Source organism: Bradyrhizobium sp. HKCCYLS1011 (assembly GCF_051167795.1).
Classification (GTDB): domain Bacteria; phylum Pseudomonadota; class Alphaproteobacteria; order Rhizobiales; family Xanthobacteraceae; genus Bradyrhizobium.
This window is the reverse complement of the sequence record NZ_JBNPTT010000002.1, coordinates 245,220-270,517: the sequence shown is the minus strand read 5'-3', so window position 1 is coordinate 270,517 and position 25,298 is coordinate 245,220. Positions and strand designations below refer to the sequence as shown.

The 25,298-nt window shown below is 65.8% G+C and carries 21 protein-coding genes; 13 read left to right on the top strand and 8 right to left on the bottom strand.

From position 1 onward, the window contains the following. The first annotated feature begins 34 nt into the window (after positions 1-34). From ACQR1W_RS05840 to ACQR1W_RS05820, 5 genes are all read left to right on the top strand, one after another. Positions 35-622, top strand: coding sequence for a PadR family transcriptional regulator (locus ACQR1W_RS05840; protein ID WP_434849912.1), 588 nt, complete (start codon positions 35-37; stop codon positions 620-622). A 190-nt stretch (positions 623-812) separates the two neighbouring features. Then, positions 813-4,283, top strand: coding sequence for a hypothetical protein (locus tag ACQR1W_RS05835; RefSeq protein ID WP_434849911.1), 3,471 nt, complete (start codon positions 813-815; stop codon positions 4,281-4,283). A gap of 122 nt (positions 4,284-4,405) precedes the next feature. After that, positions 4,406-5,227, top strand: a complete 822-nt coding sequence (locus ACQR1W_RS05830) for a hypothetical protein (protein ID WP_434849910.1) — start codon at positions 4,406-4,408, stop codon at positions 5,225-5,227. A gap of 215 nt (positions 5,228-5,442) precedes the next feature. Continuing rightward, positions 5,443-6,369 (top strand): sulfite exporter TauE/SafE family protein, encoded by a 927-nt coding sequence (locus ACQR1W_RS05825; protein ID WP_434849909.1) that lies wholly within the window; start codon positions 5,443-5,445, stop codon positions 6,367-6,369. Then, entirely contained in the window at positions 6,366-7,142 is a 777-nt protein-coding gene (locus ACQR1W_RS05820) for a TIGR02186 family protein (protein WP_434849908.1), read from the top strand. The genes ACQR1W_RS05825 and ACQR1W_RS05820 overlap by 4 nt, the downstream gene beginning before the upstream one ends. A gap of 54 nt (positions 7,143-7,196) precedes the next feature. Here ACQR1W_RS05820 and ACQR1W_RS05815 read toward each other — a convergent pair whose 3' ends face one another. Beyond that, positions 7,197-7,958, bottom strand: coding sequence for an MBL fold metallo-hydrolase (locus tag ACQR1W_RS05815; RefSeq protein ID WP_434849907.1), 762 nt, complete (start codon positions 7,956-7,958; stop codon positions 7,197-7,199). Next, the gene (locus ACQR1W_RS05810; RefSeq protein ID WP_434850436.1) at positions 7,955-8,863 is read right to left on the bottom strand and encodes a DMT family transporter; all 909 of its coding nucleotides are present in this window, start codon (positions 8,861-8,863) and stop codon (positions 7,955-7,957) included. Before ACQR1W_RS05810 ends, ACQR1W_RS05815 begins: the two co-directional genes overlap by 4 nt. A 160-nt stretch (positions 8,864-9,023) precedes the next feature. Here ACQR1W_RS05810 and ACQR1W_RS05805 point away from each other — a divergent pair, with 160 nt between their 5' ends. After that, the gene (locus tag ACQR1W_RS05805) at positions 9,024-9,890 is read left to right on the top strand and encodes a LysR family transcriptional regulator (RefSeq protein ID WP_008970002.1); all 867 of its coding nucleotides are present in this window, start codon (positions 9,024-9,026) and stop codon (positions 9,888-9,890) included. Positions 9,891-10,005: 115 nt separating this feature from the next. Here ACQR1W_RS05805 and pdeM read toward each other — a convergent pair whose 3' ends face one another. The 4 genes from pdeM to ACQR1W_RS05785 form a co-directional block, all read right to left on the bottom strand. Continuing rightward, entirely contained in the window at positions 10,006-10,695 is a 690-nt protein-coding gene (pdeM, locus tag ACQR1W_RS05800) for a ligase-associated DNA damage response endonuclease PdeM (protein WP_008970003.1), read from the bottom strand. Positions 10,696-10,758: 63 nt separating this feature from the next. Further along, positions 10,759-13,374, bottom strand: a complete 2,616-nt coding sequence (locus tag ACQR1W_RS05795; RefSeq protein WP_434849906.1) for a ligase-associated DNA damage response DEXH box helicase — start codon at positions 13,372-13,374, stop codon at positions 10,759-10,761. 177 nt (positions 13,375-13,551) lie between these two features. Beyond that, entirely contained in the window at positions 13,552-14,781 is a 1,230-nt protein-coding gene (locus ACQR1W_RS05790; protein WP_434849905.1) for an ABC transporter substrate-binding protein, read from the bottom strand. Between the two features lie 116 nt (positions 14,782-14,897). After that, complete coding sequence (locus ACQR1W_RS05785; protein ID WP_434849904.1) at positions 14,898-15,824, bottom strand: methyltransferase domain-containing protein; 927 nt, start codon at positions 15,822-15,824, stop codon at positions 14,898-14,900. A 51-nt stretch (positions 15,825-15,875) separates the two neighbouring features. On the opposite strand from ACQR1W_RS05785, the gene ACQR1W_RS05780 reads away from it, so the two are divergent. The 5 genes from ACQR1W_RS05780 to ACQR1W_RS05760 all read left to right on the top strand — a co-directional run bounded on the left by ACQR1W_RS05780 (position 15,876) and on the right by ACQR1W_RS05760 (position 21,316). Next, on the top strand, positions 15,876-16,925 hold the full coding sequence (locus ACQR1W_RS05780) for a ligase-associated DNA damage response exonuclease (protein ID WP_434849903.1): 1,050 nt from the start codon (positions 15,876-15,878) through the stop codon (positions 16,923-16,925). Next, complete coding sequence (locus tag ACQR1W_RS05775; RefSeq protein WP_434849902.1) at positions 16,922-18,745, top strand: ATP-dependent DNA ligase; 1,824 nt, start codon at positions 16,922-16,924, stop codon at positions 18,743-18,745. Before ACQR1W_RS05780 ends, ACQR1W_RS05775 begins: the two co-directional genes overlap by 4 nt. A gap of 109 nt (positions 18,746-18,854) precedes the next feature. Next, complete coding sequence (locus ACQR1W_RS05770; RefSeq protein WP_434849901.1) at positions 18,855-19,160, top strand: DUF6460 domain-containing protein; 306 nt, start codon at positions 18,855-18,857, stop codon at positions 19,158-19,160. Between the two features lie 13 nt (positions 19,161-19,173). Then, complete coding sequence (locus tag ACQR1W_RS05765) at positions 19,174-19,908, top strand: MBL fold metallo-hydrolase (protein ID WP_434849900.1); 735 nt, start codon at positions 19,174-19,176, stop codon at positions 19,906-19,908. A gap of 76 nt (positions 19,909-19,984) precedes the next feature. Further along, a complete protein-coding gene (locus ACQR1W_RS05760; RefSeq protein WP_434849899.1) occupies positions 19,985-21,316 on the top strand; it encodes an MATE family efflux transporter in 1,332 nt (443 codons plus the stop codon). A gap of 116 nt (positions 21,317-21,432) precedes the next feature. On the opposite strand, the gene ACQR1W_RS05755 is transcribed toward ACQR1W_RS05760, so the two are convergent. Both ACQR1W_RS05755 and ACQR1W_RS05750 read right to left on the bottom strand, forming a co-directional pair. Beyond that, positions 21,433-22,527 (bottom strand): quinone-dependent dihydroorotate dehydrogenase, encoded by a 1,095-nt coding sequence (locus ACQR1W_RS05755; RefSeq protein WP_434849898.1) that lies wholly within the window; start codon positions 22,525-22,527, stop codon positions 21,433-21,435. Then, positions 22,524-22,868: a DUF952 domain-containing protein gene (locus ACQR1W_RS05750; protein ID WP_008974748.1), complete on the bottom strand. Its 345-nt coding sequence runs from the start codon at positions 22,866-22,868 to the stop codon at positions 22,524-22,526. Before ACQR1W_RS05750 ends, ACQR1W_RS05755 begins: the two co-directional genes overlap by 4 nt. A 270-nt stretch (positions 22,869-23,138) precedes the next feature. On the opposite strand from ACQR1W_RS05750, the gene ACQR1W_RS05745 reads away from it, so the two are divergent. Together ACQR1W_RS05745 and ACQR1W_RS05740 are read left to right on the top strand one after the other, a co-directional pair. Next, on the top strand, positions 23,139-23,888 hold the full coding sequence (locus ACQR1W_RS05745; RefSeq protein ID WP_434849897.1) for a carbonic anhydrase: 750 nt from the start codon (positions 23,139-23,141) through the stop codon (positions 23,886-23,888). 392 nt (positions 23,889-24,280) lie between these two features. Further along, the gene (locus ACQR1W_RS05740) at positions 24,281-25,222 is read left to right on the top strand and encodes a 2-dehydropantoate 2-reductase (RefSeq protein WP_434849896.1); all 942 of its coding nucleotides are present in this window, start codon (positions 24,281-24,283) and stop codon (positions 25,220-25,222) included. Positions 25,223-25,298 lie beyond the last annotated feature (76 nt).

Genomic DNA, 25,298 nt, shown 5'->3' with positions numbered 1-25,298 from the left:
AACGCAATCAGAAAAAAGGGAGCAGCTTCCCGCCATGGCCCTTGGTGACGCCATCCTCGCCTGCCTGACCGAACATCCGATGACGGGCTACGAGCTCGCCAAGACATTCGACTCCTCGATCGGCTTCTTCTGGAAGACCGACCACCAGCAGATCTATCGCGAGCTGTCGCGCCTGCGCGATCGCGGCTACATCCAGGGCCGCGAGGTGGTGCAGACCGGCAAACCGAACAAGCTGGTCTATACGCTCACGCCCGAGGGCCGCGCCGCCTTCCGGCACTGGGCCGCACGGCCGAGCACGCCGGCCTCGACCAAGGACGATCTCCTGGTCCGGCTCTATGCGCTCGGCGCCACCGACATCGAGCCGTTGCGCGCCGACCTGATGGCGCGACTGGAGCACCATCGCGATCGCGCCGACCGCTACGACCGCATCTTGAAGAAGCGCTTCCCGGACGGCACGGCCGCACCAAGCGACCTCGGCAAGCTTCTCAACCTTCGGCTCGGACTGCGTCACGAGCGGATGGTGGCCACATGGTGCGAAGAAGCGATCACGGCGCTGTCGAGCCTATCGAGCGCGAGCACCGTAGTGTCGCTCGCTTCCGACGCGAGTGACAACGCAAGTTGAGCCATTTCCGCGTGCGGCTGCGAACTTTTAGCGAGGCCGGGCCGTCGGCTTAACGCGTTATTTACCGTAAAAGTCAAATGTCTGGAACTGGAGCAGACGACCTTCGTGGATTCCGATCATCTTGACGCCGGGACGCGTGGGGAGGCTGGAGGCGCTTGGTGGAGCGCCGGAAGCGGAACCGGACGAAAGCATGAATTCGCGCGTATCGTGGAGTAGTGAAGGCATCGAGCCGTCGGTCCGTGAAAGGGCCGAGGCCGCGGCGCAACGCGCCGGCATGTCGCTCAACGACTGGATCAACTCGACGCTTGGCGCATCGGCCCCGCCGGATGTTCGTCGGCCGCAGGATTCGCGCACCACCATAGCTCCACGCGAAACGCGCGAGCGTGAGACCCGCGAGGTCGCCGACATTCATCAGCGGCTCGATTCGATCGCACGCCAGATCGAGCAGATGTCGCGCCCCAACGCACGCAAGGACAATCTGCGCGACGAGCAAGGCGTCGCGCGCCAGCTTAACGATGCGATCTCGCGGCTCGATGCACGGCTGTCGCAGATCTCGACGCCGCTGCGCAAGCCGACCACCGAAGAGCATTACCAAGGGCCGGACGGCGTCGAGCGCGCGGCTGCGCAGGTGTATCGCCACGCGCCGCCACTGAGCCCTGCTTCATTCGACATCGCGGTGGCCGAGATCACGGCCCGCCAGAACGAGCTGGACAATCCGGCTCCGCAGCCGCTGCCACAGCATCAGGCGCCGCCGATCGCGCCCGTAATGGCCCCCGCAGCAGCCCCGGTGATGACGCCGCCGGCTGCACCCGCGCCCGACTATTCATCGCTCGAGCGTCAGCTCATGAAGATCACGAGCCAGATCGAGGCGCTGCAGCGTCCCGATGATGGCATCGAGCAATCGATCGCGGCCTTCCGCAACGAGCTCGCGGAAATTCGCCATGCCATCACCGAGGCGATGCCGCGGCGGGCGATCGAGACCATCGAGAACGAAATCCGCTCGCTGTCGCGCCGCATCGACGAGAACCGGCAGAGCGGCGTCGACAGCCAGGCGCTGGCGGGAATCGAGCGGACGCTCACCGATATCGGCGATGTCGTCCGCTCACTCACGCCGGCCGAGCATCTCACCGGCTATGCCGAGGCGATCCACAATCTCGGCGCCAAGCTCGATCTGATCCTGCGCACCAATGACGATCCCGCCACGGTGCAGCAGCTGGAAAGCGCGATCGCCGCCCTGCGCGCGATCGTCGCCAACATCGCCTCCAATGACGCGCTGGAGCGGCTGTCGGAAGATCTGCGGCTGTTGTCGTCCAAGGTCGATCAATTGACCGAGGTCCGCGACAACAGAGATTCCTTTGCGGCGCTCGAACAACGCATCGCGGCCCTGGCCTCGACGCTCGAGAACCGCGAGCGGGCGACCGCGCCGGCCGAGAACACCGCGCAGATCGAAGACGCGCTGCGTGGATTGTCCGATCGCATCGACCGGCTGCAGGTCGGCAACGACAGCGCATCGGCCTTTACGCATCTCGAACAGCGCATCTCCTATCTCCTGGAGCGCCTGGAAGCCGCCAACGATCCGCGCGGCGGCAACATGTCGCGCGTCGAGAATGGGCTGCAGGACATCCTGCGCTACCTCGAGCGGCAGCAGGCGACGTTCGCCGCTCTGGCCGAAGCGCGCTCGCAGCGCAGCGAACCCGCGCGGGACACTGGCTTAATCGACCTAGTCAAGCGCGAGCTCTCCGACATCCGCTTCAGCCAGACCGAGACCGGCCGCCATACCCAGGATTCGCTGGAAACGGTTCACAACACGCTCGGCCACGTCGTCGATCGGCTCGCGATGATCGAAGGCGACCTGCGCAATGTGCGTCCGGCCGCGGCGCAACCAGCGCCGCCACCGCTCGCACCGCCGGTCGAGCCGCAAATGGCGCCGCCGCAGCTCGAGGCCGATGCACTCAGGCCAGAAGCCGGCAAACCCGAAGCCTACCGGCCCGAACTGCCGAACCCGGCGGCCCAGGCGAGCCCGCCCGGCCTGAATCAAGCCGCATATCAGGCTTCGAGCCAGGCCGTATTCGCCGCGGCACCGCGCGATTTCCACGCGGCCGGAGCACCCGCCTCGGGCCCGACACCGCCGATTCCACCCAAAGCGATCGCCGACATTCTCGAGCCGCATACGTTGCAGGCCGCGCGCCCTGCCGCCACCGTGCCGGAACTGCCCCCGGATCATCCGCTGGAGCCGGGCACGCGGCCGCCGGGGCGGTCGTCACCAGCCGAACGCATCGCGGCCTCGGAGAGCGCGCTCAGCGATCTTCCGGCCGGCAAGCGCGAACCGGTCTCGACCTCGAGCTTCATCGCCGCTGCGCGGCGGGCAGCGCAGGCCGCGGCTGCCGCCCAGCCTGCCGACAGCAAGAAGGCCGCCGCGGCAGAGAAGACCAAGAAAAAGGACAAGCCCAAGGAGACGAGCAAGGTCGCGGCAACGATTAGGGAACCGTCGGTCGTTGTCGGCACGGATGCCGACGAAGATGTCTCCACGCTCGGCGCCAAGATCCGCTCGCTGCTGGTCGGCGCCAGCGTGGTCGTGATCGTGCTCGGAACCTTCAAGTTCGCGATGTCGCTGCTCGACAGCGGCAACACGCCGCCACCACCTCCCTCGATCGAAAGCCAGAGCCAGAACGAGGCACCGTCAGCACAGATGCCGGCCGCGCCGCCTAAGCCCGCCGCACCGGACCAGATGACGCCGTCGCTGACGTCGCCGACGCCGATCGATCGACAATCCTACAACCGTTCGATGCCGACCGAAGCCGAAACGATTGCGATGCTGGCGATCCCGCCGGACGAGGACAAGTCGGCGGCCGCTCCGGCCGCGGCAGCCGACGTCACCGGCACTATCCCGACCGCGGCCAACGGCCAGAGGCTCGGGATGATCCAGGTGCCGCCGACGGAGCGACTGCCGGACGCGATCGGCGGCCCGGTGCTGCGCAATGCTGCGCTGAAAGGCGATCCGACCGCGGCCTATGAGGTCGCCCTGCGCTTTGCCGAAGGCAAGGGTACGGCGCCGAACCTCGACGAGGCCGCGAAATGGTATGACCGCGCAGCGCAGGCCGGCTTGATCCCGGCGATCTTCCGCCTCGGCACCTTCTATGAGAAGGGCCTGGGGGTGAAGAAGGACGCCGACATCGCACGCCGCTATTACGTGATGGCGGCCGAGCGCGGCAACGCCAAGGCCATGCACAATCTCGCGGTGCTGGACGCCGATGGCGGCGGCAAGGGCGCGAACTACAAGAGCGCCTCGCAATGGTTCCGGAAAGCTGCCGAGCGCGGCGTCGCCGACAGCCAGTTCAATCTCGGCATCCTCTATGCCCGCGGCATCGGCGTCGAGCAGAACCTGGCCGAATCCTACAAATGGTTCTGCCTGGCGGCCGCGCAGGGCGATGCCGATGCGGCCCGCAAGCGCGACGATGTCGCCAAGCGTCTCGATCCGCAGTCGCTGGCGGCCGCGAAGCTCGCGATCCAGACCTTCACCGCCGAGCCGCAGCCGGACGATGCCGTCAACGTTCCGGCGCCTGCCGGTGGCTGGGATGCACCGGTGCAAACGACGAAGCCTGGCACGAAAGCTCCCCTCCCAAAGCGCGCGGCCACGGCGACGGCCACAGCGGCGCGCTGACGGTCTTTCATCTCACGAACCACTCCACCCATTCGGCATCGGTCATAGTCCTGCGCCATATATCCGTGTAGAGAAGACGCTCCGCGCCCACACCGCGCGGCGATCTCACGGAGTGCGCTGACGTGTCGGCCGACCCACAAGAGCAGGATGGACCGCGCTTTCGCAGCTCTCCGACTGGCCCCTGGGTGGCGCCGCCGCGGGCCGCGCCGGGTCCGTTGCCGCCGCCTCGGCGACGGGTCAGCAACAGCTATTCCGCCGCATTCCGATGGCGAGGTCTCGCCTCGATCATCTTCTTCGCCGTCATGGTGGCCAGCGTCGGCGTGCGCGCCTACCGCGACCTGTCGAGACCCGAGGCCTGGTCCTTTTGGAAGGACATGTATGTCTCGCCGAGCCTGTCGTCGGCGCTGATCTCCAATGTCGACATCGATCATTCCGGGCGGTTGCGCACCGCGCTCGCGATTTCCGGCCGGATCGGTCCCGCCGCCGCAAACTGGCTGCGCGACCGCCTTGACGAGGCCAACCTCAAACCCGGCGACGTGATCCTGCTGTCCTCGCCCGGCGGCAATCTCGACCAGGGCGTGATCATGGGCGAGATCATCCATGCGCATGCGCTGGCGACCGCGGTGGGCGCAGTCGACGGCGCGGGCCGGATCGGACCGGCCTATTGCGCCAGTTCCTGCGTCCTTGCCTTCGCCGGCGGCACGCCGCGCTATGGCATCGACGGTTCGGCGCTGGGCGTGCACCGCTTCACCACCAGCGTGCCGGGGCGCGATCCGGTGGCCGACACCCAGCGCGTGACCGGCGCAATCCTGGGCTACATGACCAAGATGGGCGTGTCCTCGCAGGTCGTCGAAGCGATGTCGGAGACCCGGGACATCCGCTGGCTCGCGCCGAAGGAGGCGCTGGCGATGAATCTCATCACGACGCCGCTCGCCAAGCCGTGACGGCCAGCCCGCGCCCGGGCTGATCCCCGATCACCCGGCACAGAATCACCGGCAAAGAGATGCCACATCCTGCGGCAAAAAGAGCCGCGAGGGCGGATTCTGTGGTCCCTCCGCACCGGCATTTCGGCTATCAAGGAGGATCAAGCCACCACGCCGTGAGCGGGCCCGGCCGCGCACGCGCGAGAGCCTCAGGTCAAGAGCAAGAGCCGACGCGCGTGCAGATCTATCTCCCGATCGCCGATCTTCCGGTCAACATCTTCCTGCTGCTCGCGATGGGCGCTGCGGTTGGATTCGTCTCCGGTATGTTCGGCATCGGCGGAGGCTTTCTGATGACGCCGCTGTTGATCTTCATCGGCATCACGCCCGGTGTCGCCGTCGCCTCGGTGTCCAGTCATATCGCTGCATCGTCGTTCTCCGGCGCCCTCTCCTATTGGCGTCGGCGCGCGATCGATCCGTCGCTGGCCTCGGTGCTGCTGATCGGCGGCGCGATCGGCACGGCGCTCGGAGTCTACACCTTCACGCTGCTGCGCGCGCTCGGCCAGCTCGACCTGATGATCGCGCTGTCCTATGTCGCGCTGCTGACATCTGTCGGTGGCGTGATGTTCTGGGAAGGCCTGCGGGCGATGCTGCGCGCCCGCCGCGGCGAGGTTGTTACGGTGCGTCGGCCGGGCAGCCATGTCTGGATCCACGGCCTGCCGCTGAAGATGCGCTTCAAGCGCTCCAAGATCTACGTCTCCGTGGTCCCCGTGGTCGGTATCGGCATCTTTATCGGCTTCCTCGGCGCGGTGATGGGGATCGGCGGCGGCTTCATCCTGGTGCCGCTTCTGATCTATCTGTTGCGCGTGCCGACCTCGACCGTGATAGGCACCTCGATGGTGCTCACGCTTGCCACCATGATGATCGCAACCATGCTGCACGCCATCAGCAACCATCTGGTCGACGCCGTGCTGGCGCTGATCCTGATGGTCGGCGGCGTCACCGGGGCGCAGTTCGGCGCCCGCGCCGGGCAGATGATCCGCGGCGAGCAATTGCGCCTGCTGCTCGGACTTCTGATTCTCGCGGTCGGGGTCCGCTTTGCGGTCGAGCTCGTGATCCGGCCCGAGGACCTGTTCACGATCCGCGCAACGGGGATCAGCGAATGAATGTCCCCTGGCTCGCCGCCGGCGTGGCGCTGGCGCTCGCCGCCGCGACCCCGACCCATGCGGAGCGGCTGATCGTTTCAGTGTCGAACCACCGCGTCACGGTGACGCCGAACTATGCCGGCGAGGAGCTGGTCCTGTTCGGGTCGGTTGAAAGGGATGCGCAGGCGCCGACGACGCGGACGAGCTACGATCTCGTGGTGACGGTGATGGGCCCACGGGCCGACATGGTGACGCGGCGCAAGGAGCGCAGATTCGGCATCTGGATCAACACCGACTCCCGGCAATTTCTCAAAGTTCCGGGTTATCTCGCGCTGTTCGCCAACCGTCCGTTCGAGGCGATCGCCTCGCCCGAGGTGCAGCGCAGACAGCAGCTCGGGCTCAACAATGTGCTGCTGACCCAGCGCGTCGGTCCCGACTATGCCGACGTGGTGCCTAACGACGCCTTCCGCAGCGCCTTCGTTCGGCTGCAGTCGCAGCACGGCCTTTATCGGGAGGATACCTCCGCCGTCACCTTTCTGACGCCGACCTTGTTCCGCACCGGCATCCCGTTGCCCGCGGCGGTGCCGATCGGCACCTATGAGGTCGAGATCAAGCTGTTCGCCGACGGCGCCCTCGTCACCAAGACCGAGACCGCGTTCGAGATCGTCAAGATCGGCTTCGAGCAGTTCGTGGCGGGCGCCGCGCGACAATATGGGTTGGTCTATGGCGTCGTCACCACGCTGATGGCGCTGATGACGGGATGGATGGCCTCGATCGTGTTCAAGCGGGATTGAGCTGCCGCGCGTAATGAGAGGAAGTGCGCGCCAGGGGCGCGCATGACGACCGAACTACACCTCGATCACAGTCCTTGCCCCCGGCTCCAACAGCTTCAACCGCGCGCCGAAGCCGAGCGCGTCGAAGGTCTTGCGCAGATCCTGCGCGTTCTGGCGGAAATGCGCCCAGCCATCGGTGTGAACGGGCACGATCAGCGCTTCTGGAAAGACGCGCGCCGTCTCCACCGTATCGTTGGTATCCATGGTCAGATGAAACGGCCCGCGGGTCTGCGCCGCGCCGGCGAAGGGCAGCACCACGGAGGCCCTGAAACGGCGCGCGACCTCGGCGACCCCGTCATAGAACACGGTGTCGCCGCTGACATAGACCGGTGCGCCGTCACCCCGCTGCAGCACGAAGCCGATGACGTCGCCCGACAGCGGCTCGATCCCGGCCGGGCCATGCCGCGCCGGCGTCGCCGTGATCGTGAGCGTCTTTCCTGCCTTGGTCAGCTGCGTGGTCACCCAGGGCATCAGGCCTTCCGCGTGGGCGCCGAGCCGCTTGGCACCCGCCTCCGTGGTCAGCACGCGGGGAGCACGCTTGAGAAAATCGCGACCACCGTGATCGAGATTGTCCGAATGCTGATCATGACTCAGCAGCACTGCATCGACCTCGCCGATCGTGTCAGCGCCGAGCGCCGGACCGACAAGCTTCTCCAGCGTCACATGCGGCAACTGATAGCTGCCCGGCTGGTCGAAGGTCGGATCGGTGAGCAGGCGGAAACCGTCAATCTCGATCAAAGCGGTCGGACCGCCAATCAGCGTGATGGCAAGACTCATGACTTGGCTCCCGCGACCTGTACAGACGGCGTCGGCGTGCGCGTCACCAGGTAGATGCCGAGCGCGACAGGAACCACGCCGAACAGATCCTGCAGCGCGACGTGCTCGCCGAGCACGAAAAAGGCGAAGATCATCGCGAGCGGCGGCATCAGGAAGTGATAGGCGCTGGCGGCGGTCGCGCCACACACTTTCAGGAGATGGAACCAGAGCACATAAGCGAGGATCGATCCGCCGAGCACCAGGAACGCGAAGGCTCCGATGAGCTGCGCGTTCAGCGTGATCGCATCGGCGCTGGAAAACGCGTACGCAAACGGCCAGAGCACAATTCCGGCGGAGAGATTCTGGATGCCGTTGCCGATCCAGAGGCTGCCTTTCGGCGCCAGCTGCTTGAACAGGATGGTGCCTGATACGATCGAGGCGAGTGCCGCCAGGGTGTAGAGGATGCCCTCGAGATGATCGGTACCGACCGACATCCGGTGCCAGACGATCATGGCGACGCCGACGATGCCGAGCGCGAGGCCTGCGACCTTGCGCAGGGTCAGCGCCTCTCCAAGCAGCAGCGCGGCGAAGACGGCGGTGAACACCGGGTTCGCTGAAACGATCAGGCCGCCGAGACCGGCCGAGACCGTCTTCAGGCCGGTGTAGCCCAGGCCGAGATAGAGCGCGTTGTTGGCGATCCCGATCACGGCGAACACCAGCGCATCCCGCCAGGACATGGCCCAGTCGTCGCGGCGGACCGCCGAGATTGCCAGAATCAAGATGCCTGCCAGCGAGAACCGCGCGGCCAGCAACAATAGCGGGGGGCAATAGGTGACGCCGATCTTGCCGGCGACGAAGGCAAAGCTCCAGAGCAGGCAGAACAGGCCGATTTCGAACGGCAGATAATTCAATCCGGAGCGCGACATGGAGACCGAAGGGGCGAGGGATGGAGCAAGGGATGGCGTGAGGGACGACGGGGCAAGAGACATGGGTGTTCTCCTTCACCCTTGCATCTAGGGGACGACCCTTCCCATTTGGAAATTAAATGATAAACTGACTGTCAGTGGATTTTCGAATAGGGCTGCTATGCTCGATCTGGACCTCCTGCGCAGCTTCGTCTCGGTCGTGGAAGCCGGCGGCTTCACCCGCGCCGGCGAACGCGTCCACCGCACCCAATCGACCGTGAGCCAGCAGATCAAGCGGCTGGAGGAGGATCTCGGCCAGGTCCTGCTCAATCGCAACGGCAAGGATGTCACCCCGACCGAAGCCGGCGAGCGGCTGTTGTCCTATGCGCGGCGTCTGCTGTCACTGGCCGAGGAAGCCCGCGACGTGGTCGGACGGCCCGGTCCTGAAGGCGCGGTGAAGCTCGGCATCCCCGAGGATTTTGCCGCCTATCGCCTGGCCAAGCTGCTGGCGTCGTTTTCGCGCGCACATCCCACGCTGCGGCTCGACGTGCGCGCCGACCAGAGTCTCTATCTGAAGCGAGACCTTGAGCGCGGCGATCTCGATCTCGCCCTGCTCAAGCGCAGCGCCGATGACGAAAGGGCGGCGATCGCGGCTTGGCCGGAGGAGGTCTATTGGGTGACCAGCAGGAGCCACCCGGTCGACCTCGACAGCCCGTCGCTACCGTTGATCGGCTTCCCACCCGGCTGCCTCTATCGCCGGCGCGCGATCCATGCGCTCGAAAGCGTCGGCCGCGCCTGGCACATGGCCTACACGTCCTCGAGTCTGGCCGGCATTCAGGCCGCAGTCGCTGCCGGCCTCGGCTTGAGCATTCTCAGCGATATGTCGGTGCAATCGGACCACCGCGTGCTGACGACGAAGGAAGGCTTCGCGCCGATCGAGCGCACTGAGCTCGCGCTCATCGCCTCCCCCGATGCGAGTCCCGCGACCTTGCGGCTAGCGGATCGGTTGGCCGAATTCTGCGAGAAGGCGCAAGCCAAGGCGGCGTAGACCATTGACGACGATCGCGAGCATTGAGCCACACGGGCAGTCCCTTCCCTCTCCCGCTTGCGGGGGAGCGGGCGCAGCGAAGCTCGCGCCGCATACGATCGCCCTAATTTCTGGTCTAGTAACACCTCGCCGCGGCGATGCTGTGCAACCTGGTATCACCCAGCACATGGGCGATGAAGGATCGCTTCGGGAAGATCCTTGCGAACGCCGCGTCGCGCACGCTCAAGCCGCCGGCATAGGCGCCGAACGCCGGCATGATGGCGCGCTCGCCGTCCGAGACGAAGCAGCGCCGCTCCACGGTGCGCGCCCGCGTTGCCACACGGGCCTTCGGATGCAAATGCCCGGCGATCTCGCCGCGTGCGCCGGTCGGCTCGTGGCGGAATACGACCGCACCAATTGCGATCTCGCTTGCGACGCTGCCTCCGACATTATCAGGCGCAGGATCGTGATTTCCGGCAATCCACAGCCAGTCGCGGCCGACCTGCAGGCTGGCGATGCAGGCCCGATCGTCGCCCGATAACCGCGTATGCGCATCCCGATCATGAAAACTGTCGCCCAGCGCGATGACGCGGCGGGGATTGTAACGCGCGACCACGGCGGCGAGCCGGCCGAGCGTCGCGGCGGTATCGAACGGCGGCAGCAAGGTGCCGCGGGCGGCGAAGCTCGAACCTTTCTCCAGATGCAGGTCGGAGACGATGAGCAACCGCTCCTCGTCCCACCACAACGCGCCGGAGAGATCGGTCACGAAGGACTGATCACCAAGGTGAAGGTCGCCCGATGACGTGGTGAGTGTTGCGCCCCGCAAGTCCGTGTCCTTCAGTCTGTCGCCGCGGAACGCATTGCCGCGGACCAGCCGAACGGCAACGCGCTACCCCATTGCCTCCTTGACCAGCTCGTCGGCGGCTTCCGCAAGCAGTTCGTCGGCGGCCTCGCCATAGACCGACTCGCGGCCAATTTCCAGCATCACCGGCACCGCGAGCGGGGAGACGTGATCAAGTTCCCGATGGGTGATTCGTCCTTGGATTCGCATGAGCATATCACCAAGACGGCGCAGATCGAGTAGGCCGGTCGCGGCGTCGGCGCGCGCGGCGCGGAGCAGCACGTGATCCGGCTGGTGCTTTCGCAGCACGTCATAGACCAGGTCGGCCGAGAACAGCACCTGGCGACGGGTCTTTTCCTCGTTCGTGGAACGGCGAGCGATGAGGCCGGAGATGATCGCACAGGAGCGGAAGGTGCGCTTCATCAGCGCGGATTCGGCAAGCCAGGCTTCGAGGTCGTCGCCCAGCATGTCCGGATCGAACAAGGCCGCCAGATCGAGCCGGCCATCGCGGACCATCTGCGACATGTCGCCGAGCCCCCAGACCGCCAGTGCATATTCATTGGCGACGAAGCCGAGCGGCCGGGCCCGCGCGCGCTCCAGGCGTCGCGTCAGCAGCATGCCCAACGTCTGATGGGCAAGGCGCCCTTCGAATGGATAGCAGACGAAGTAATGCTTGTTGCCGCGCGGAAACGTCTCGACCAGCAGCTCGCGCCGCGCCGGCACGCGCGAGACATCCTTCTGCAGCGACAGCCAGTCGCGCACCTGCTCCGGCAACACCTTCCACGCCGCGCTGTCGTCGAGCAGCCCGCGCACGCGATCAGCGAGATAAGTCGAGAGCGGGAACTTGCCGCCCATATAGGACGGCACCTTGGGATCACTATCGTTGGCGCGGCTGACATAGACCTGGTCCTCGACCAGCGCCTCGTAGCGCACGATCTCGCCGCTGAACACGAAGGTGTCGCCGAGCGTGAGGCCCTCGATGAAGGCTTCCTCGATCTCCCCTAACAGCCGGCCGCCGCGTGCGATCGCGCCGGTCGAGCCGGCGCCCCCGCCGCGCGAGCGCACCAGCCGCACCTTCAGCATCGCCTCTTCGACGATAGTGCCGACATTGAGTCGATAGCTCTGCCGCACGGCTGGGTTGGCGACGCGCCAGCGGCCCTGCGCGTCCTGCTTGATCCGCGCGAAGCGCTCATAGGTTTTCAGCGCATAACCCCCGGTCGCCACGAAATCGAGGACGTCGTTGAAGTCCTCGCGCGACAGCGCTGCATAGGGCGCGGCCGTGATCACCTCCAAATACAGATCGTCGGAGAGAAACGGCTCTGCGCAAGCGCAGCCAAGCACATGCTGGGCCAACACGTCGAGCGCACCCGTGCGCAGCGGCGGCGTATCCTGCGCATTATCGGCGATGGCATCGATTGCGACGCTGCATTCCAGCACCTCGAAGCGATTGGCCGGCACCAGCACCGCGCGGGACGCTTCGTCGAGCCGATGATTGGCGCGGCCGATTCGCTGCATCAGTCGCGAGCAACCTTTCGGCGCGCCGACATTGATGACGAGATCGACATCGCCCCAGTCGACGCCGAGATCGAGCGAGGAAGTGCAGACTACGCCCCGCAGTCTGCCGGCGGCCATCGCGTCCTCGACCTTGCGGCGCTGTGCGACGTCGAGCGAGCCGTGATGCAGCGCGATGGCGAGATTGTCGTCGTTCATGCGCCAGAAATCCTGGAACAGCATCTCGGCCTGGCTGCGTGTGTTGACGAAGATCAGCGTGGTCTTGTTCTGCTTGATGAGCTCGTACATCTCAGCCAGCGCATGGCGCGCGGTGTGGCCGGCCCAGGGCAGCCGCTCGCGCGTGTCGAGCATCTGGACGATCGGCTGCGCTGCGCCGCCGGCCACGACGACATCAGCAGCTGCGCGCCTGCCTTCGGGCTGCGGCACCAGGAATTGCGCCAGCTGCTCGGGCTCGGCGACCGTCGCCGATAGACCGATCATGCGCAGCTGCGGCGCAAGCTGCCACAAACGGGCGAGATCGAGAGAGAGCAGATCGCCACGTTTCGAGGTGACCAGCGCGTGCAGCTCATCGAGCACGACGCGCTTTAGCGAGGAAAACAGATAGGGCGCGTCTGCCGATGATAGCAGCAGCGCGATCTGTTCGGGTGTCGTCAGCAGAATGTCCGGCGGGTAGCGCCGCTGCCGCTGCTTGCGCGAGGCCGGCGTATCGCCGGTGCGGGTCTCGACCTTGATCGGCAGGCCCATCTCGTCAATCGGAGTCTGCAGGTTGCGCGCGATGTCGACCGCAAGCGCTTTCAGCGGCGAGATGTAGAGCGTGTGCAGGCCGCTGCTGCGAACCACGCTGCGGCCGGTGCTCCTGACATCTCCCCCTTTGTGCGGGAGAGCCTGCCCCCGACTTGATCGGGGATCGGCAGCCGGACCCTGCCCACCCAACTCGACCAGGCTCGGCAGAAAGCCCGCCAAGGTCTTGCCGGCGCCGGTCGGCGCGATCAGCAGCGCCGAACGGTTTTCGCGCGCCTTTTCCAACAGCGCCAGCTGATGCGCGCGCGGCGCCCAGCCGCGCGATGCGAACCATTTCAGGAAATGGTCCGGCAACAGCGCTGCGGCGTCATCGGTCAGGGCTGGTTTGACGCGGGGCGGCACAGGTGACAAGTAGGTCCTCGACGCCCTTTCGTCGAGGGTCGCGAAGCCATGGATGCGAAGCCGTCGGGTGGGCCAAGCGACGCCGTCAGGCGGCGCGTGCCCACCATTCCAGGCGCGCTCAAGCTGGTGGGCACGCGTGCGCTTTAACCACCCTGCAGTTTGCGCCGGCGAAGCAGCAGATAAAAGTCACTCCGTCACCGGCCGGTCCGAGATCTGCCAATCGGCGCCGTCGAAGATCGAGATGTAGAGCGTCTTCATCGGCGTGTAGTCATCCGGCTGATAGCTGTAGGTCACGCCATCGAGAAAATACGGCGAGTGGAAGCCCGCCAGGGTCGAGGCCTGTTTGAGCACGTTCTCGCGCGTCAGCGTGTCGCCGCAGCGGCGCAGGATCTCGGCCATGGTCGCCGCCTGGCCGTAGCCGGCATAGGCGATGGAATTGTCGGGATCGATGCTGGGCAGATATTTTGCCCGCAGCGCCTCGAAGCCCTTCACCTCCGGATCGTCCTTCCAGCGCGGCACGCCGGCGTCCTTGGCGTAGCGGATGGCAACAATATCCTTCGCGTTCTCGAATCCTGCGGCGTTCAGAATAGAACGTCCGGTCGATCCGGCCGACAGCAGCTGCAGCGGCTTCCAGCCGAGCTCCGCCGCCTTGCGGATCGATTGCGACGATGCCTTGCCCGTGCTGATGTTGTAGAAGACGTCAGCGCCCGACTTTGACAGGTTGACGAGCTGCGAGTCGATGGTGGGATCGGTGAGATCATAGGTCTGCTCCATGATCACCTGGGCCTTGCCGCCGGCGTCCGCCAGCACCTTCTTGAACGGGCCTAAGAAGTCGCGGCCGAAATCGTCATTCTGATAGAGAATGCCGATCTTGGCTTCCGGCTTCACGCTGATCACGTGCTTGGCGAGGATGCGCGCTTCGGTCGGATAGAGCGGCAGCCCGGCCATGGTCCATTTGTAGTTCTTCGGATCATTCCACTTCGACGCGCCGGTGTTGAGCAGAAGCTGCGGCACGCCCTTGGAATTGAGGTATTTGTGCACGGCGGTCTGCGGAGCGGTGCCGAGCGACCCGTACAGCGCCAGCACCTCCTCCTGCTCGACCAGCCGCCGCGTCGCCTCGACGCATTTCGGCGCGCTGTAGGCATCATCCATGGTGAGAAACTTGATCTTGCGGCCGTTGATGCCGCCCTGCTCGTTCAGCATCTGGAAATAGGCTTCGCCGATGCGGCCCAGCACGCCATAGAGCGAGCCGGGACCAGAATGCGGTATGGTCTGCCCAAGCTTGATCTCGGTATCGCTTGCACCCGCATCGTATTTCTTCTCGGCGGCCCAGACATAGGGCGAGCTCATCGTCGCAGCGCCAGCAGTGGCAAACGCGGTGGCGCAGAACTGGCGCCGCGTCGGATGATTTTTCATTTGTTGTGTCCTCCCTGAACGCCATCATTTTTTGGCATCAGAGGACATGCGGCAAGCGTGAAGTTGGCACAGCGGAAGAGAGTGCGGTGCAATTCGCACCGATCTAGCGTGTCAACTCAAGTTTTCGCGGCAATGACGACGAGCCCGCGTACCGGCACCTGATCCTCGGTGCGCGGGCTGGCCGGCTCGAGATGGGAAAGCGTCAATGCCGCTGACGCGATCACATGGCCAATATATTCCGCGCTGTGGGCATACCGCAGCCCCTCGCCCATGACGATGCCGTTGCCGTCGTGCGTCTCCACGGTGAAGGCAACCAGACCGCCAGGTATCAGCACGCGCTGCACTTCCTGCAGGACCGGCGCGAGCTCGCCGACATAGACCATCGCGTCCGCGGCGAGCACGAGATCGGCGCTCGCGTCCGGCTGCTTCTGCAAGGCAGCCGTCATGTCGTCGACCTCGAGCTCGGCATAGAGGCCGGTGGCGCGCGCCTGCTCGACCATGCCAGGCGATAGATCGATGCCGACGAACGCATCGACATTGTTGGCGAACGCGGCTGCGCCGAGCCCGGTGCCGCAGCCGAGATCGATCGCACGTTTGAAGACCGCCGGCCTGTTCTCGGCAGCGCGCAAGGCGTGCACCGCCTTCAACAGGATCGCAGGTGCGCGATAATGCAGGCGCTCGATCAGCTCCGCCTCGAAGCGAGGCGCGTATTGATCGAACAGGGACTGCACATAGGCCTTGGGCATATCAGCGAGCGGCGCTGCACCGAGGCGCATCAGTTGCACAGCGGCGCCGTGATGATCCCTGGGATCGGCGGCGCAGGCCTTCTGGAATGCCGCGATCGCCGCGCTGGCCTCGCCCATCGCGTCGCGGATCTCCCCCAATGCGAACCAGGCCGAAGCAAAATTCGGCGCAAGCTCGATGGCCTGCTCCAACACCTCGGCTGCGGCGGCGAGATCGCCCTTCGCTTGCAGGTCACGGGCGAATTCATAGCGGCGGTCGGCGATCAGATCGCCGGAGGACAGGAACAGGCGGCCAAGCATGACGGGAACTGAGTTGAGGCAGTCTCGATTGGTGCGTCGAGGTTCCTATATATGATCGACATGCGCCCGCAAGACATCCTGACGCCCGTCCCGGCCGGCCTGTGCTGCAAGGTCGGCGGCTTCCATATCGATCCGGTCCGGCCCGTGGAGCGGGCGCTGATCACCCATGGCCATTCCGACCATGCCCGCGCCGGCCATGGCGCGGTGCTGGCCACGCAGGAGACGCTCGACATCATGCGGCTGCGCTACGGCGAGAATTTCGCCGGCACCACGCAGGCCGTGCGCTATGGCGAGACGATTAAGTTCGGCGAGGTCAGCGTGAGCTTTCATCCCGCAGGCCATGTGCTGGGCTCGGCGCAGATCAAGGTGTCCTGCAAGGACACCTGCATCGTCGCGTCCGGCGACTACAAGGATGCACGCGATCCGACCTGCGCACCGTTCGAGCTTGTGCAATGCGACGTCTTCATCACCGAGGCGACGTTTGGGCTGCCGGTGTTCCGGCACGGTGACGCGGCTGCCGAAGTGAAGAAGCTGCTGGCGTCCGTCGCCCTGTTTCCGGAGCGCGCCCATCTGGTCGGCGCCTACTCACTTGGCAAGGCTCAACGTGTGATCGCGCTGATCCGCGAGGCGGGCTATGACGCGCCGATCTACCTGCACGGCGCGATGGAGAAGATCACGCGCTACTATGATGCGAAGGGTATTCCGCTCGGCGAGCTGCGCCCCGTGAAGGGCCGGAAGAAGGCCGAGCTTGCCGGCACCATCACCTTGGCGCCACCGAGCGCGACCTCCGACCTCTGGACTCGGCGCTTCCCCGATCCAGTCACCGCCTTTGCCTCGGGCTGGATGCGGGTGCGCGCCCGCGCCCGGCAGCGCGGCGTCGAGCTGCCGCTGGTGATTTCCGACCACGCCGATTGGGACGGGCTGACCGCGACCATTGCGGCCACCGGCGCCGGTGAGGTCTGGGTCACCCACGGCCAGGAGGACGCGCTGGTGCATTGGTGCCGCTCGCAGAGGCTGGCGGCGCGGCCGCTCGATCTCATCGGCTATGGCGATGAGGAGGAGAGCGAGGTTGTCGGCGCGGCGGAGGACGCGGACGCATGAACCGTTTCGCCGAACTGCTCGATCGGCTGGCCTACGAGCCCGGGCGCAACAACAAGCTGCGCCTGATCACCTCCTATTTCCGCGAGGTCGAAGATCCCGATCGCGGCTACGCGCTGGCGGCGCTGACCGGCGCCCTGTCGTTCAAGCATGCGAAGCCCGCACTGATCCGCGACCTGATCGCCGCGCGCACCGATCCGGTGCTGTTCGCGCTGTCCTACGATTACGTCGGCGATCTCTCCGAGACGGTCGCGCTGATGTGGCCGAGGGGCACGTCGCTGCAGCCCGGGGCCCAGTCTGCTCCCTTCCCCCCCTGCGGGGGAGGGCTGGGGTGGGGGCAAGCCCACACACTGCTCGCGGGCGAAGCGCCCCCACCCGGATTGCCGTGCGGGTCCGGCAATCCGACCTCCCCCGCAAGCGGGAGAGGTGAGAACCCACTCCCACCGGGCCACAACAACCCGCCGCCTCCGACACTCACCGAAGTCGTCACCACGCTCCGCACGCTCGGCAAGACCGACATGCCGCGACAGTTGGCGCGCTGGCTGGACGAGCTCGACGAGACCGGGCGCTGGGCGCTGTTGAAGCTCGTCACCGGCGCGTTGCGGATCGGCATCTCCGCGCGGTTGGCCAAGACCGCGGCAGCAGCGCTCGACGACAAGGACCCGCACGAGATCGAGCTGATCTGGCCTGGCCTCTCGCCCCCCTATCTCGACCTGTTCGCCTGGCTGGAAGGCCGCGGACCCAAGCCTGAAAATCGTGATCCGGCGCCGTTCCGCCCGGTGATGCTGGCGCATGCGGTCGAGGACGAGGATTTCGCCGCGATGGATGCCGCGGACTACATCGCCGAATGGAAGTGGGACGGCATCCGCGTCCAGGCCGTCAGCGGCCGCGACCCGCAGGGGCACATGGTGGCGCGGCTCTATTCGCGCAGCGGCGAGGATATCACCGGCAGCTTCCCGGACCTGCTGCCGTCGCTGCATCTGCCCGGTGCGCTCGATGGCGAATTGCTGGTGGTCCGTGGCGGACGGGTGCAGAGCTTCAACGTGCTGCAGCAGCGGCTGAACCGCAAGACGGTCTCGCCGAAACTGCTGAAGGAGTATCCGATCCACCTGCGCGTCTACGATCTGCTCGGCGATGAGGAGAACGACCTGCGCGAGCTGCCCTTTGCCGAGCGCCGCGAGCGGCTGGAAGGCTTCGTCAGGCGGCTCGACGATGTCCGAATAGATCTGTCGCCGACGATCGCCTTTGCGAGCTGGGACGAGCTGAAGGCGGCGCGGGCCAATCCGGCCGCAGCCGGCGCGGGCGAAGATGCCGAGGCTGTCGAGGGCGTGATGCTGAAGCGCCGCGATGCGCCCTATCTGCCGGGACGGCCGAAGGGCCAATGGTGGAAATGGAAGCACGATCCGCACATCATCGACGCCGTCCTGATGTATGCGCAGCGCGGACATGGCAAGCGCTCGTCCTATTATTCCGACTACACCTTCGGCGTCTGGACGTCAGGCGAAGGCGGCGAGCAGCTGGTCCCGGTCGGCAAGGCCTATTTCGGCTTCACCGACGAGGAGCTGTTGCAGATCGACCGCTTCGTCCGACGCAACACGATCGAGAAATTCGGCCCCGTACGGGAGGTCGTGCACGAGCCGAATCAGGGCCTGGTGCTGGAGGTTGCCTTCGAAGGGTTGCAGCGTTCGCCGCGGCACAAGAGCGGCATCGCGATGCGCTTTCCGCGCATCAACCGGCTGCGCTGGGACAAGCCGCCGGGCGAGGCCGACCGGCTGGAGACGCTGGAAAAGATGCTGAAAGCAGAAAACGCCCCGGCGCCATGATCTCACATTAAAAGCCGGTAAGCCGCTTGCGGCGATCGGGCGGGTTCCCCACCTGCCACGCGTTGCCTATAATGGGCCTCGCGCATTGGCGCCCCGAGGAGAGGATGGCATGTCCAACGACGTCAGGGATTATCCGGCCCGCAGCAGCCAGGACGGCCTGTCACGCTTTCTCGGCGGCTCGCCGCTGTCGGTGGCGTTCCGACTGATCCTGTTATCGATCCTGGTCGGCGTGGTGCTGTCGGCGATCGGATTCGATCCGCTCAACATCCTCAACAGCATTCGCCTCTTGATCCGACGGCTCTATGAGCTCGGCTTCGACGCCATCAACTGGCTATGGCGCTATTTCCTGCTCGGCGCCGTTATCGTGATCCCGATCTGGCTGCTGTCGCGGCTGTTCGCACCGCGCGGCAGATGAAGGACTGCGGCCGATGCAGCTTCGTTTTGTCGGCTGCGGCGATGCCTTCGGCTCCGGTGGCCGCTTCAACACATGCTTTCATCTCACCGGCGACAGCACCAACTTGCTGATCGATTGCGGCGCATCGTCTCTGCCGGCGCTGAAGCGGCTCGAGATCGCGCGCAACGACATCGAGCTCATTCTCATCACTCACTTCCACGGCGATCATTTCGCCGGCCTGCCTTTCTTCCTGCTGGATGCACAGTTCTCGCGCCGGACCAAACCGCTCGTCATCGCCGGCCCCGCGGGCATCGAGATGCGGCTGAAGCAGGTGATGGAAACCCTGTTCGAGAACTCATCCAAGACGCAACAGAAGTTCGATCTGTCGGTCGTGAGTCTCGAACCCGAACATCCGGTTCGCTTCGGCGAACTCACCGTGACGCCCTATCCGGTCGTGCACGGCGAATCCGGCGGCCCCTTCCTCGGCTATCGCATCGAGGCCGAAGGCCGCGTCGTCGCCTACAGTGCTGATACGGAGTGGACGGAAACGCTGGTCCCGCTCGCGCGAGAGGCCGATCTGTTCATCGCCGAAGCCTATACTTACGACAAGGTGGTCAAGAATCATCTCAGCTTGACCGCGCTGCAGGCGCATCTCGACGACATCCGGCCCAAGCGCCTCGTGCTCACCCATATGGGCGACGACATGCTGTCCCGCCTGGACGCGCTGTCTCACACGGCCGCGCATGACGGCATGAGCATCGACCTCTAGCGGCGCCGCGGAATCACCGATAAACGAGCGCTCGCGCCGGACGCAAGGGTCCGGTGAACGAACCAGCGAGCGTCCGTTGCATTCCCCGGGGACCATCCAGCCGAACGTGACGAGCCGCGAGGTGTTCGCCATCGCCGGCCCCGCGATGGTGGCGAACGTGACCACGCCGCTCATCGGCATCGTCGCGACATCCGCGATCGGCCGCCTCGGCGAAGCCAGCCTGCTCGGCGGCGTCGCCATGGCCTCGGTGATCTTCGACTGTCTGTTCTGGCTGTTCGGCTTCCTGCGCCTGAGCACGCTCGCCTTCACTGCGCAGTCACTCGGCGCCGGCGCGCGCGACGAGCTGCCGGTCGTGCTGGTGCGTGGCCTGCTCGTGGCCGCCGGTGTCGGCGCCATCCTGATTGTCTTGCAGCTGCCGCTGGGCACGCTCCTGTTCGATGCCATGGGCGGCAGCGAAGCGGTCACCCGCGCCGGCCGAACCTATTTCACCGTCCGCATCTGGTCGTCGCCTCTGGCGCTTGCCAATTATGTCGTGCTCGGCTGGCTGGTCGGGCAGGCCCGCGCGCGGCTCGCACTCGCCGTCCAGATCGCAATCAACCTGATCAACATCGCCGCGACGCTTCTGCTGGTGCTGGTATTGGACGCCGGGATCGCCGGCGCGGCGGTGGCCGCGGTGATCGCGGAGGCGGCCGGCCTCGTCCTGGGCGTGGTGATCGCGCGGCGGCTGTTGCCGGGCGGCATCGTGGTGTCGCGACAGGTGCTGCTCGACCGCGAGGGCGTGAAGCGGATGCTGGCGGTCAACCGCGACATCATGATCCGCACCGCGGCGCTGATCACGGTGTTCCTGTTCTTCAACGCGCAGGGCGCACGCGCTGGAGACGTCACGCTGGCGGCGAACGCCGTGCTCAACAATTTCCTGCTGGTCAGCGCCTTCTTCCTCGACGGCCTTGCCAATGCGGCGGAGCAGCTCTGCGGCTACGCGGTCGGTGCCCGCAATCGCCGCAACTTCATCCGTGCCACGCAGCTGATTCTTGCCTGGGGTGTCGGCTTTTCGCTGGTCGTCAGCACGACACTTGCCTTGTCCGGCTCCGCGCTGATCGACCTGATGACGGCGAGCCCCGCCGTGCGGCTCGCCGCCCGCGACTTCCTCGTTTTCGTGATCGTGTCGCCGCTGCCCGCCGTGTTCGCCTTTGCCTTCGACGGCATCTACATCGGCGCGACCTGGGCGCGCGACATGCGCAACCTGATGATGGCCTCGCTGTCGATCTTCCTCACCACGTGGTTTGCGCTGCGCAGCTTCGGCAACACCGGGCTCTGGATCGCCTTTCTCGCCCACTACGTCGCGCGTGGCGGCTTGCAGGGCCTGCGCTATCCGACACTGTTGCGGCAGTCGTTCGGGAAGGGCTGATCTCTCACAGTCCAACGCCGTCATCGTCCGCGAAAGCGGACGATCCAGTACGCCGTGACGCCTCGGTTCAATCACAACTGCCGCGGAAGACCGGATGCCCCGCCTGCGCGCAATCCTCACACCGGCCAATCCTCCGCCGTGATCGTCGCGGCGTCGGCGCCGACGATCTCCGACAGAGAATCTCGCCCGGTGCGCAGCAGGGTCGAAGCGAGATCGGTCTTGATGCTCTCGACCAGACCAAGCCCCTTATAGACCAGCGACGAGTAGAGCTGGATCAGGCTGGCACCGGCGCGAATCTTGGTCAGCGCCGCGCCGCCGGAATCGATGCCGCCAACGCCCACCAGCGGAAACGCGCCTTCCACCCGAACGAAGGTCTCCGCCACCATCCGCGTCGACAACCGGAACAACGGACGCCCGGAAAGGCCGCCCTGCTCCTTGGCGCGCGCCTGCTCGCGCAACGTCCTGGGCCGCGCCAGCGTCGTGTTGGCGACGATCATGCCATCGACCCGGCGCGAGCGCGCGACATGGACGACGTCGTCGAGCTCGGCGAGGCTGAGGTCGGGAGCGATCTTGAGCAGCACCGGCGTGTCGCCGGATTTCTGCTTCACCCGGTCGCGCGCCTCCAGCACTTTGGCCAAGAGGTCGTCGAGCTGGGCGGCCTGCTGCAGGTTGCGCAGGCCCGGCGTGTTCGGCGAGGAGATGTTGACCGTGAAATAGCTCGCCACCGGCGCGAAGGTCTCGATCAGCCGCACATAGTCGGCAACACGGTCAGTGGAATCCTTGTTGGCCCCGACATTGACGCCGACGATGCCGCCGAAATGGGCGCGGGCCGCCAGCCGCCGCAGCACCGGATCGGCGCCGTCATTGTTAAAGCCCATCCGGTTGATGATCGCTTCGTCGCGCTCCAGGCGGAACAGCCGCGGCCGCGGATTGCCGCTCTGCGGCCGCGGCGTGACAGTGCCGATCTCGACGAAGCCGAAGCCGAGCCGCAGCAGCGCGTCCGGCGCCTCGGCGTTCTTGTCGAAGCCGGCTGCCATGCCAACGGGATTGGGGAAGTTCAGCCCGAAGGCGCGCACCGCAAGCTTGGCATCGTCGGGCGCCGGCCGCATCGCCGGCAATAGCTTGAGGCCCTGGATCGCCAGCCGGTGCGCGTCCTCGGCATCGAGCCAGCGCAGCAGGGGCAGCGACACGGTGTCGAAGATGCGGATCACGGCGTCAGTCCGGGAATGTCGTGGCTGCCGTCGGCACGCGCATGCATCTGGTGCACGGCCGTGACGGCGCCGAGATCGAGCTCACCATAGAGATGCGGGAACAGTTCGTCGTTGCGCGAACGCTCCCAGCGCAGCAGGTCGCCGAGCGCGTCGGCCTCCACCTCGACCAGGAACAGCGCGGTCTGGCCAAAGAAGTGCTTGCGCGCCGTTTCCGGCACCTGGGTCGCGGTGGAAAAATGGATGAAGCCGTCGCGCTTATCGTCCGCGCTGCCGCGATAGACGCCCTGCCGCTCGGCCTCGCGCCAGGCGGACGCGGAGCAGATCTTGTAGATTTTGGGCATTTTGGCGGATATCCTGCCTGGATCTTGAGTTTGTTGACGTTTTTGCCAAGGCGCCGACCGTATCGGCAGGTGTAGCCGAACTCAAGGACCGTTTGGTCAGGGCGGCTGGTCGAAAACGCCCGCGCAGGTTGCGCCCGACCAGCGATCACGATGGACGCCCATCAGCCGAATCGGCAATGGTTCCCAAGATCATTGAGGCCACTGCTTGGACCCTCGCGCCTCCTGCCATCGGAATTTTGCAACGTCTCAACTGAGCCTGGAGAGATTGCCATGAACCGCCGTCACGCGTTGAAGGCTCTTGCCGGCCTCGCACTCTGTCCGGTCTGCGCCCACGCCGCAGATGCTGCGCATTGGAGCTATGAGGGCGACACCGGCCCTGCCAAATGGGGCGACCTCGATGCCGCCGACAAGGTCTGCGGCATCGGGACCCAGCAGTCCCCGATCGACATCGAGAATCCCACCAAGGCCCGCCTGCCCGACCCCAAGCTCTCCTGGAGCAGGACCGCCGACACCATCATCAACAACGGTCACACGATTCAGCTCAATTTCGCTGACGGCAGCAGTACCTTGAAGCTCGGCGACACCACCTACAAGCTGGTGCAGATGCATTTCCACCGGCCGAGCGAACATCAGATCGGCGGCAAGAATTTTCCGATGGAGGCGCATTTCGTGCACCGGGCGGAATCGGGCCGGCTCGCCGTGATCGGGGTGCTGATGACCACGGGACATCCCAATCCGGTCTTCGCTCAGATCGTGTCGACGATGCCGCCGCAGGAGGGGCCGGCGGTCAAGGCAGATCCCCGCATCGACCCGAACGTGCTGTTGCCGGCCCGACGCTCCTATTATCGCTATGAGGGCTCGCTGACGACGCCGCCCTGCTCGGAGGTGGTCGAGTGGCTGCTGCTGACCAATCCAATCTCGGTCGCGGAAGCGGACGTGGCGAAATTTGCCAAGCTCTATCCGATGAACGCGCGCCCCGTTCAGAAGCTCGAGCGCCGCTTCGTGCTGCAGTCGGCGTGAACCACTCCGAAGCTACTCATTCGATCGCGCACGAGCCTGCGCACCGGCAGCTGCACGTCCGCTGCATTTGCACCGAGGCATGGCCGCAACCTCCCATGTCGTCCCTGCGAACGCAGGGACCCATACCGCGGAATCGAAATTTCGTGCGAGATGGCAGACGTCCTTCACCTCACCACGGCCGGTGGTTATGGGTCCCTGCGTTCGCAGGGACGACAGCTGTTAGGGCGCGGAGAGCCGGGCCATCATGCCGACCTGTCAGGCTGATAACTCAACCGTGAGCCGAAACGGCTGAAATTGCCGCAACGCTGAGGTCATGATGTGCAGCCCCGCTGTCGGCTTTGTGCAATCATGCACCGGGACGATGCCATGTTGGCACAAGGAGCGGCGGCGCGATGACAAGTGTTGAACGTTCGGCGCGGACGACGGTCGCCGTGATCGGTCTCGGCAGTGTTGGTGGCGTGATTGCGGGATTGCTGGCAGCGCTCGACCGTTACGACGTCATCGCCTGTGTCCGGCGTCCACTTGATCGGCTCGTCGTCGAGCACGCCGAAGGGACCATCGACGCGCCGATCCGCGCGTTGACGGATCCTGCAGCCGCGACACAAGTCGATTGGGTCCTGCTCTGCACGAAGACGCAGGACACCGAACAAGCCGGCGCCTGGCTGCAGCGGCTCTGCGGCCCGAACACCCGGGTCGCGACCTTACAGAACGGCATCGGGCACGCGGAACGGCTGGCGCCGCTGGTGGGATCTGCAACCGTGATCCCGACCATCGTGTACTACAATGGCGAGCGGCTGGCGCCGGACCGCGTGCGTTTCCGCCGTGCCGGCCAGTACGAGCTTGCGGTCGGCGACGACGAAGGTGGACGCGCTTTCGTCGCGCTGCTCGAGGGCACCTCGACGCGAATCCTCGTGAGCCCCGACTTCAAGACGCTGGTCTGGCGCAAGCTGCTGCTCAATGCGATGGCCAATCCGGTCACCGCGCTGACCTTGCAGCGGCAGGCGGTGTTCCGGCGCGACGATGTCAAGGAGCTGTGTCTCGATATCCTCGAGGAAGCCGCCGCCGTGGCACGTGCCGACGGCGCGCGCTTTCCCGACGATGAGCCGGAGCAGTTGCTTGCGACGCTCCTTACCTATCCGCCCGACGCCGGCACCTCGATGTATTTCGACCGGCTCGCCGGCCGGCCGCTCGAGATCGAGGCCCTGACCGGCGCCGTGGTGGCGATCGGCGAGCAGCATGGGATCGCGACCCCGATCAACCGCGTGCTGTTGACCCTCGGCCGCGCTGTAAGCGAGGCGCCGGCGCGGATTACGACGACGGCAGCGGAAACCTAGGCGCGGCCCGGCCTGGATCTCTTTACGACACGCATGCACGTCGTCACTGTGGACCGACGCTATAAGGCGCTGGACA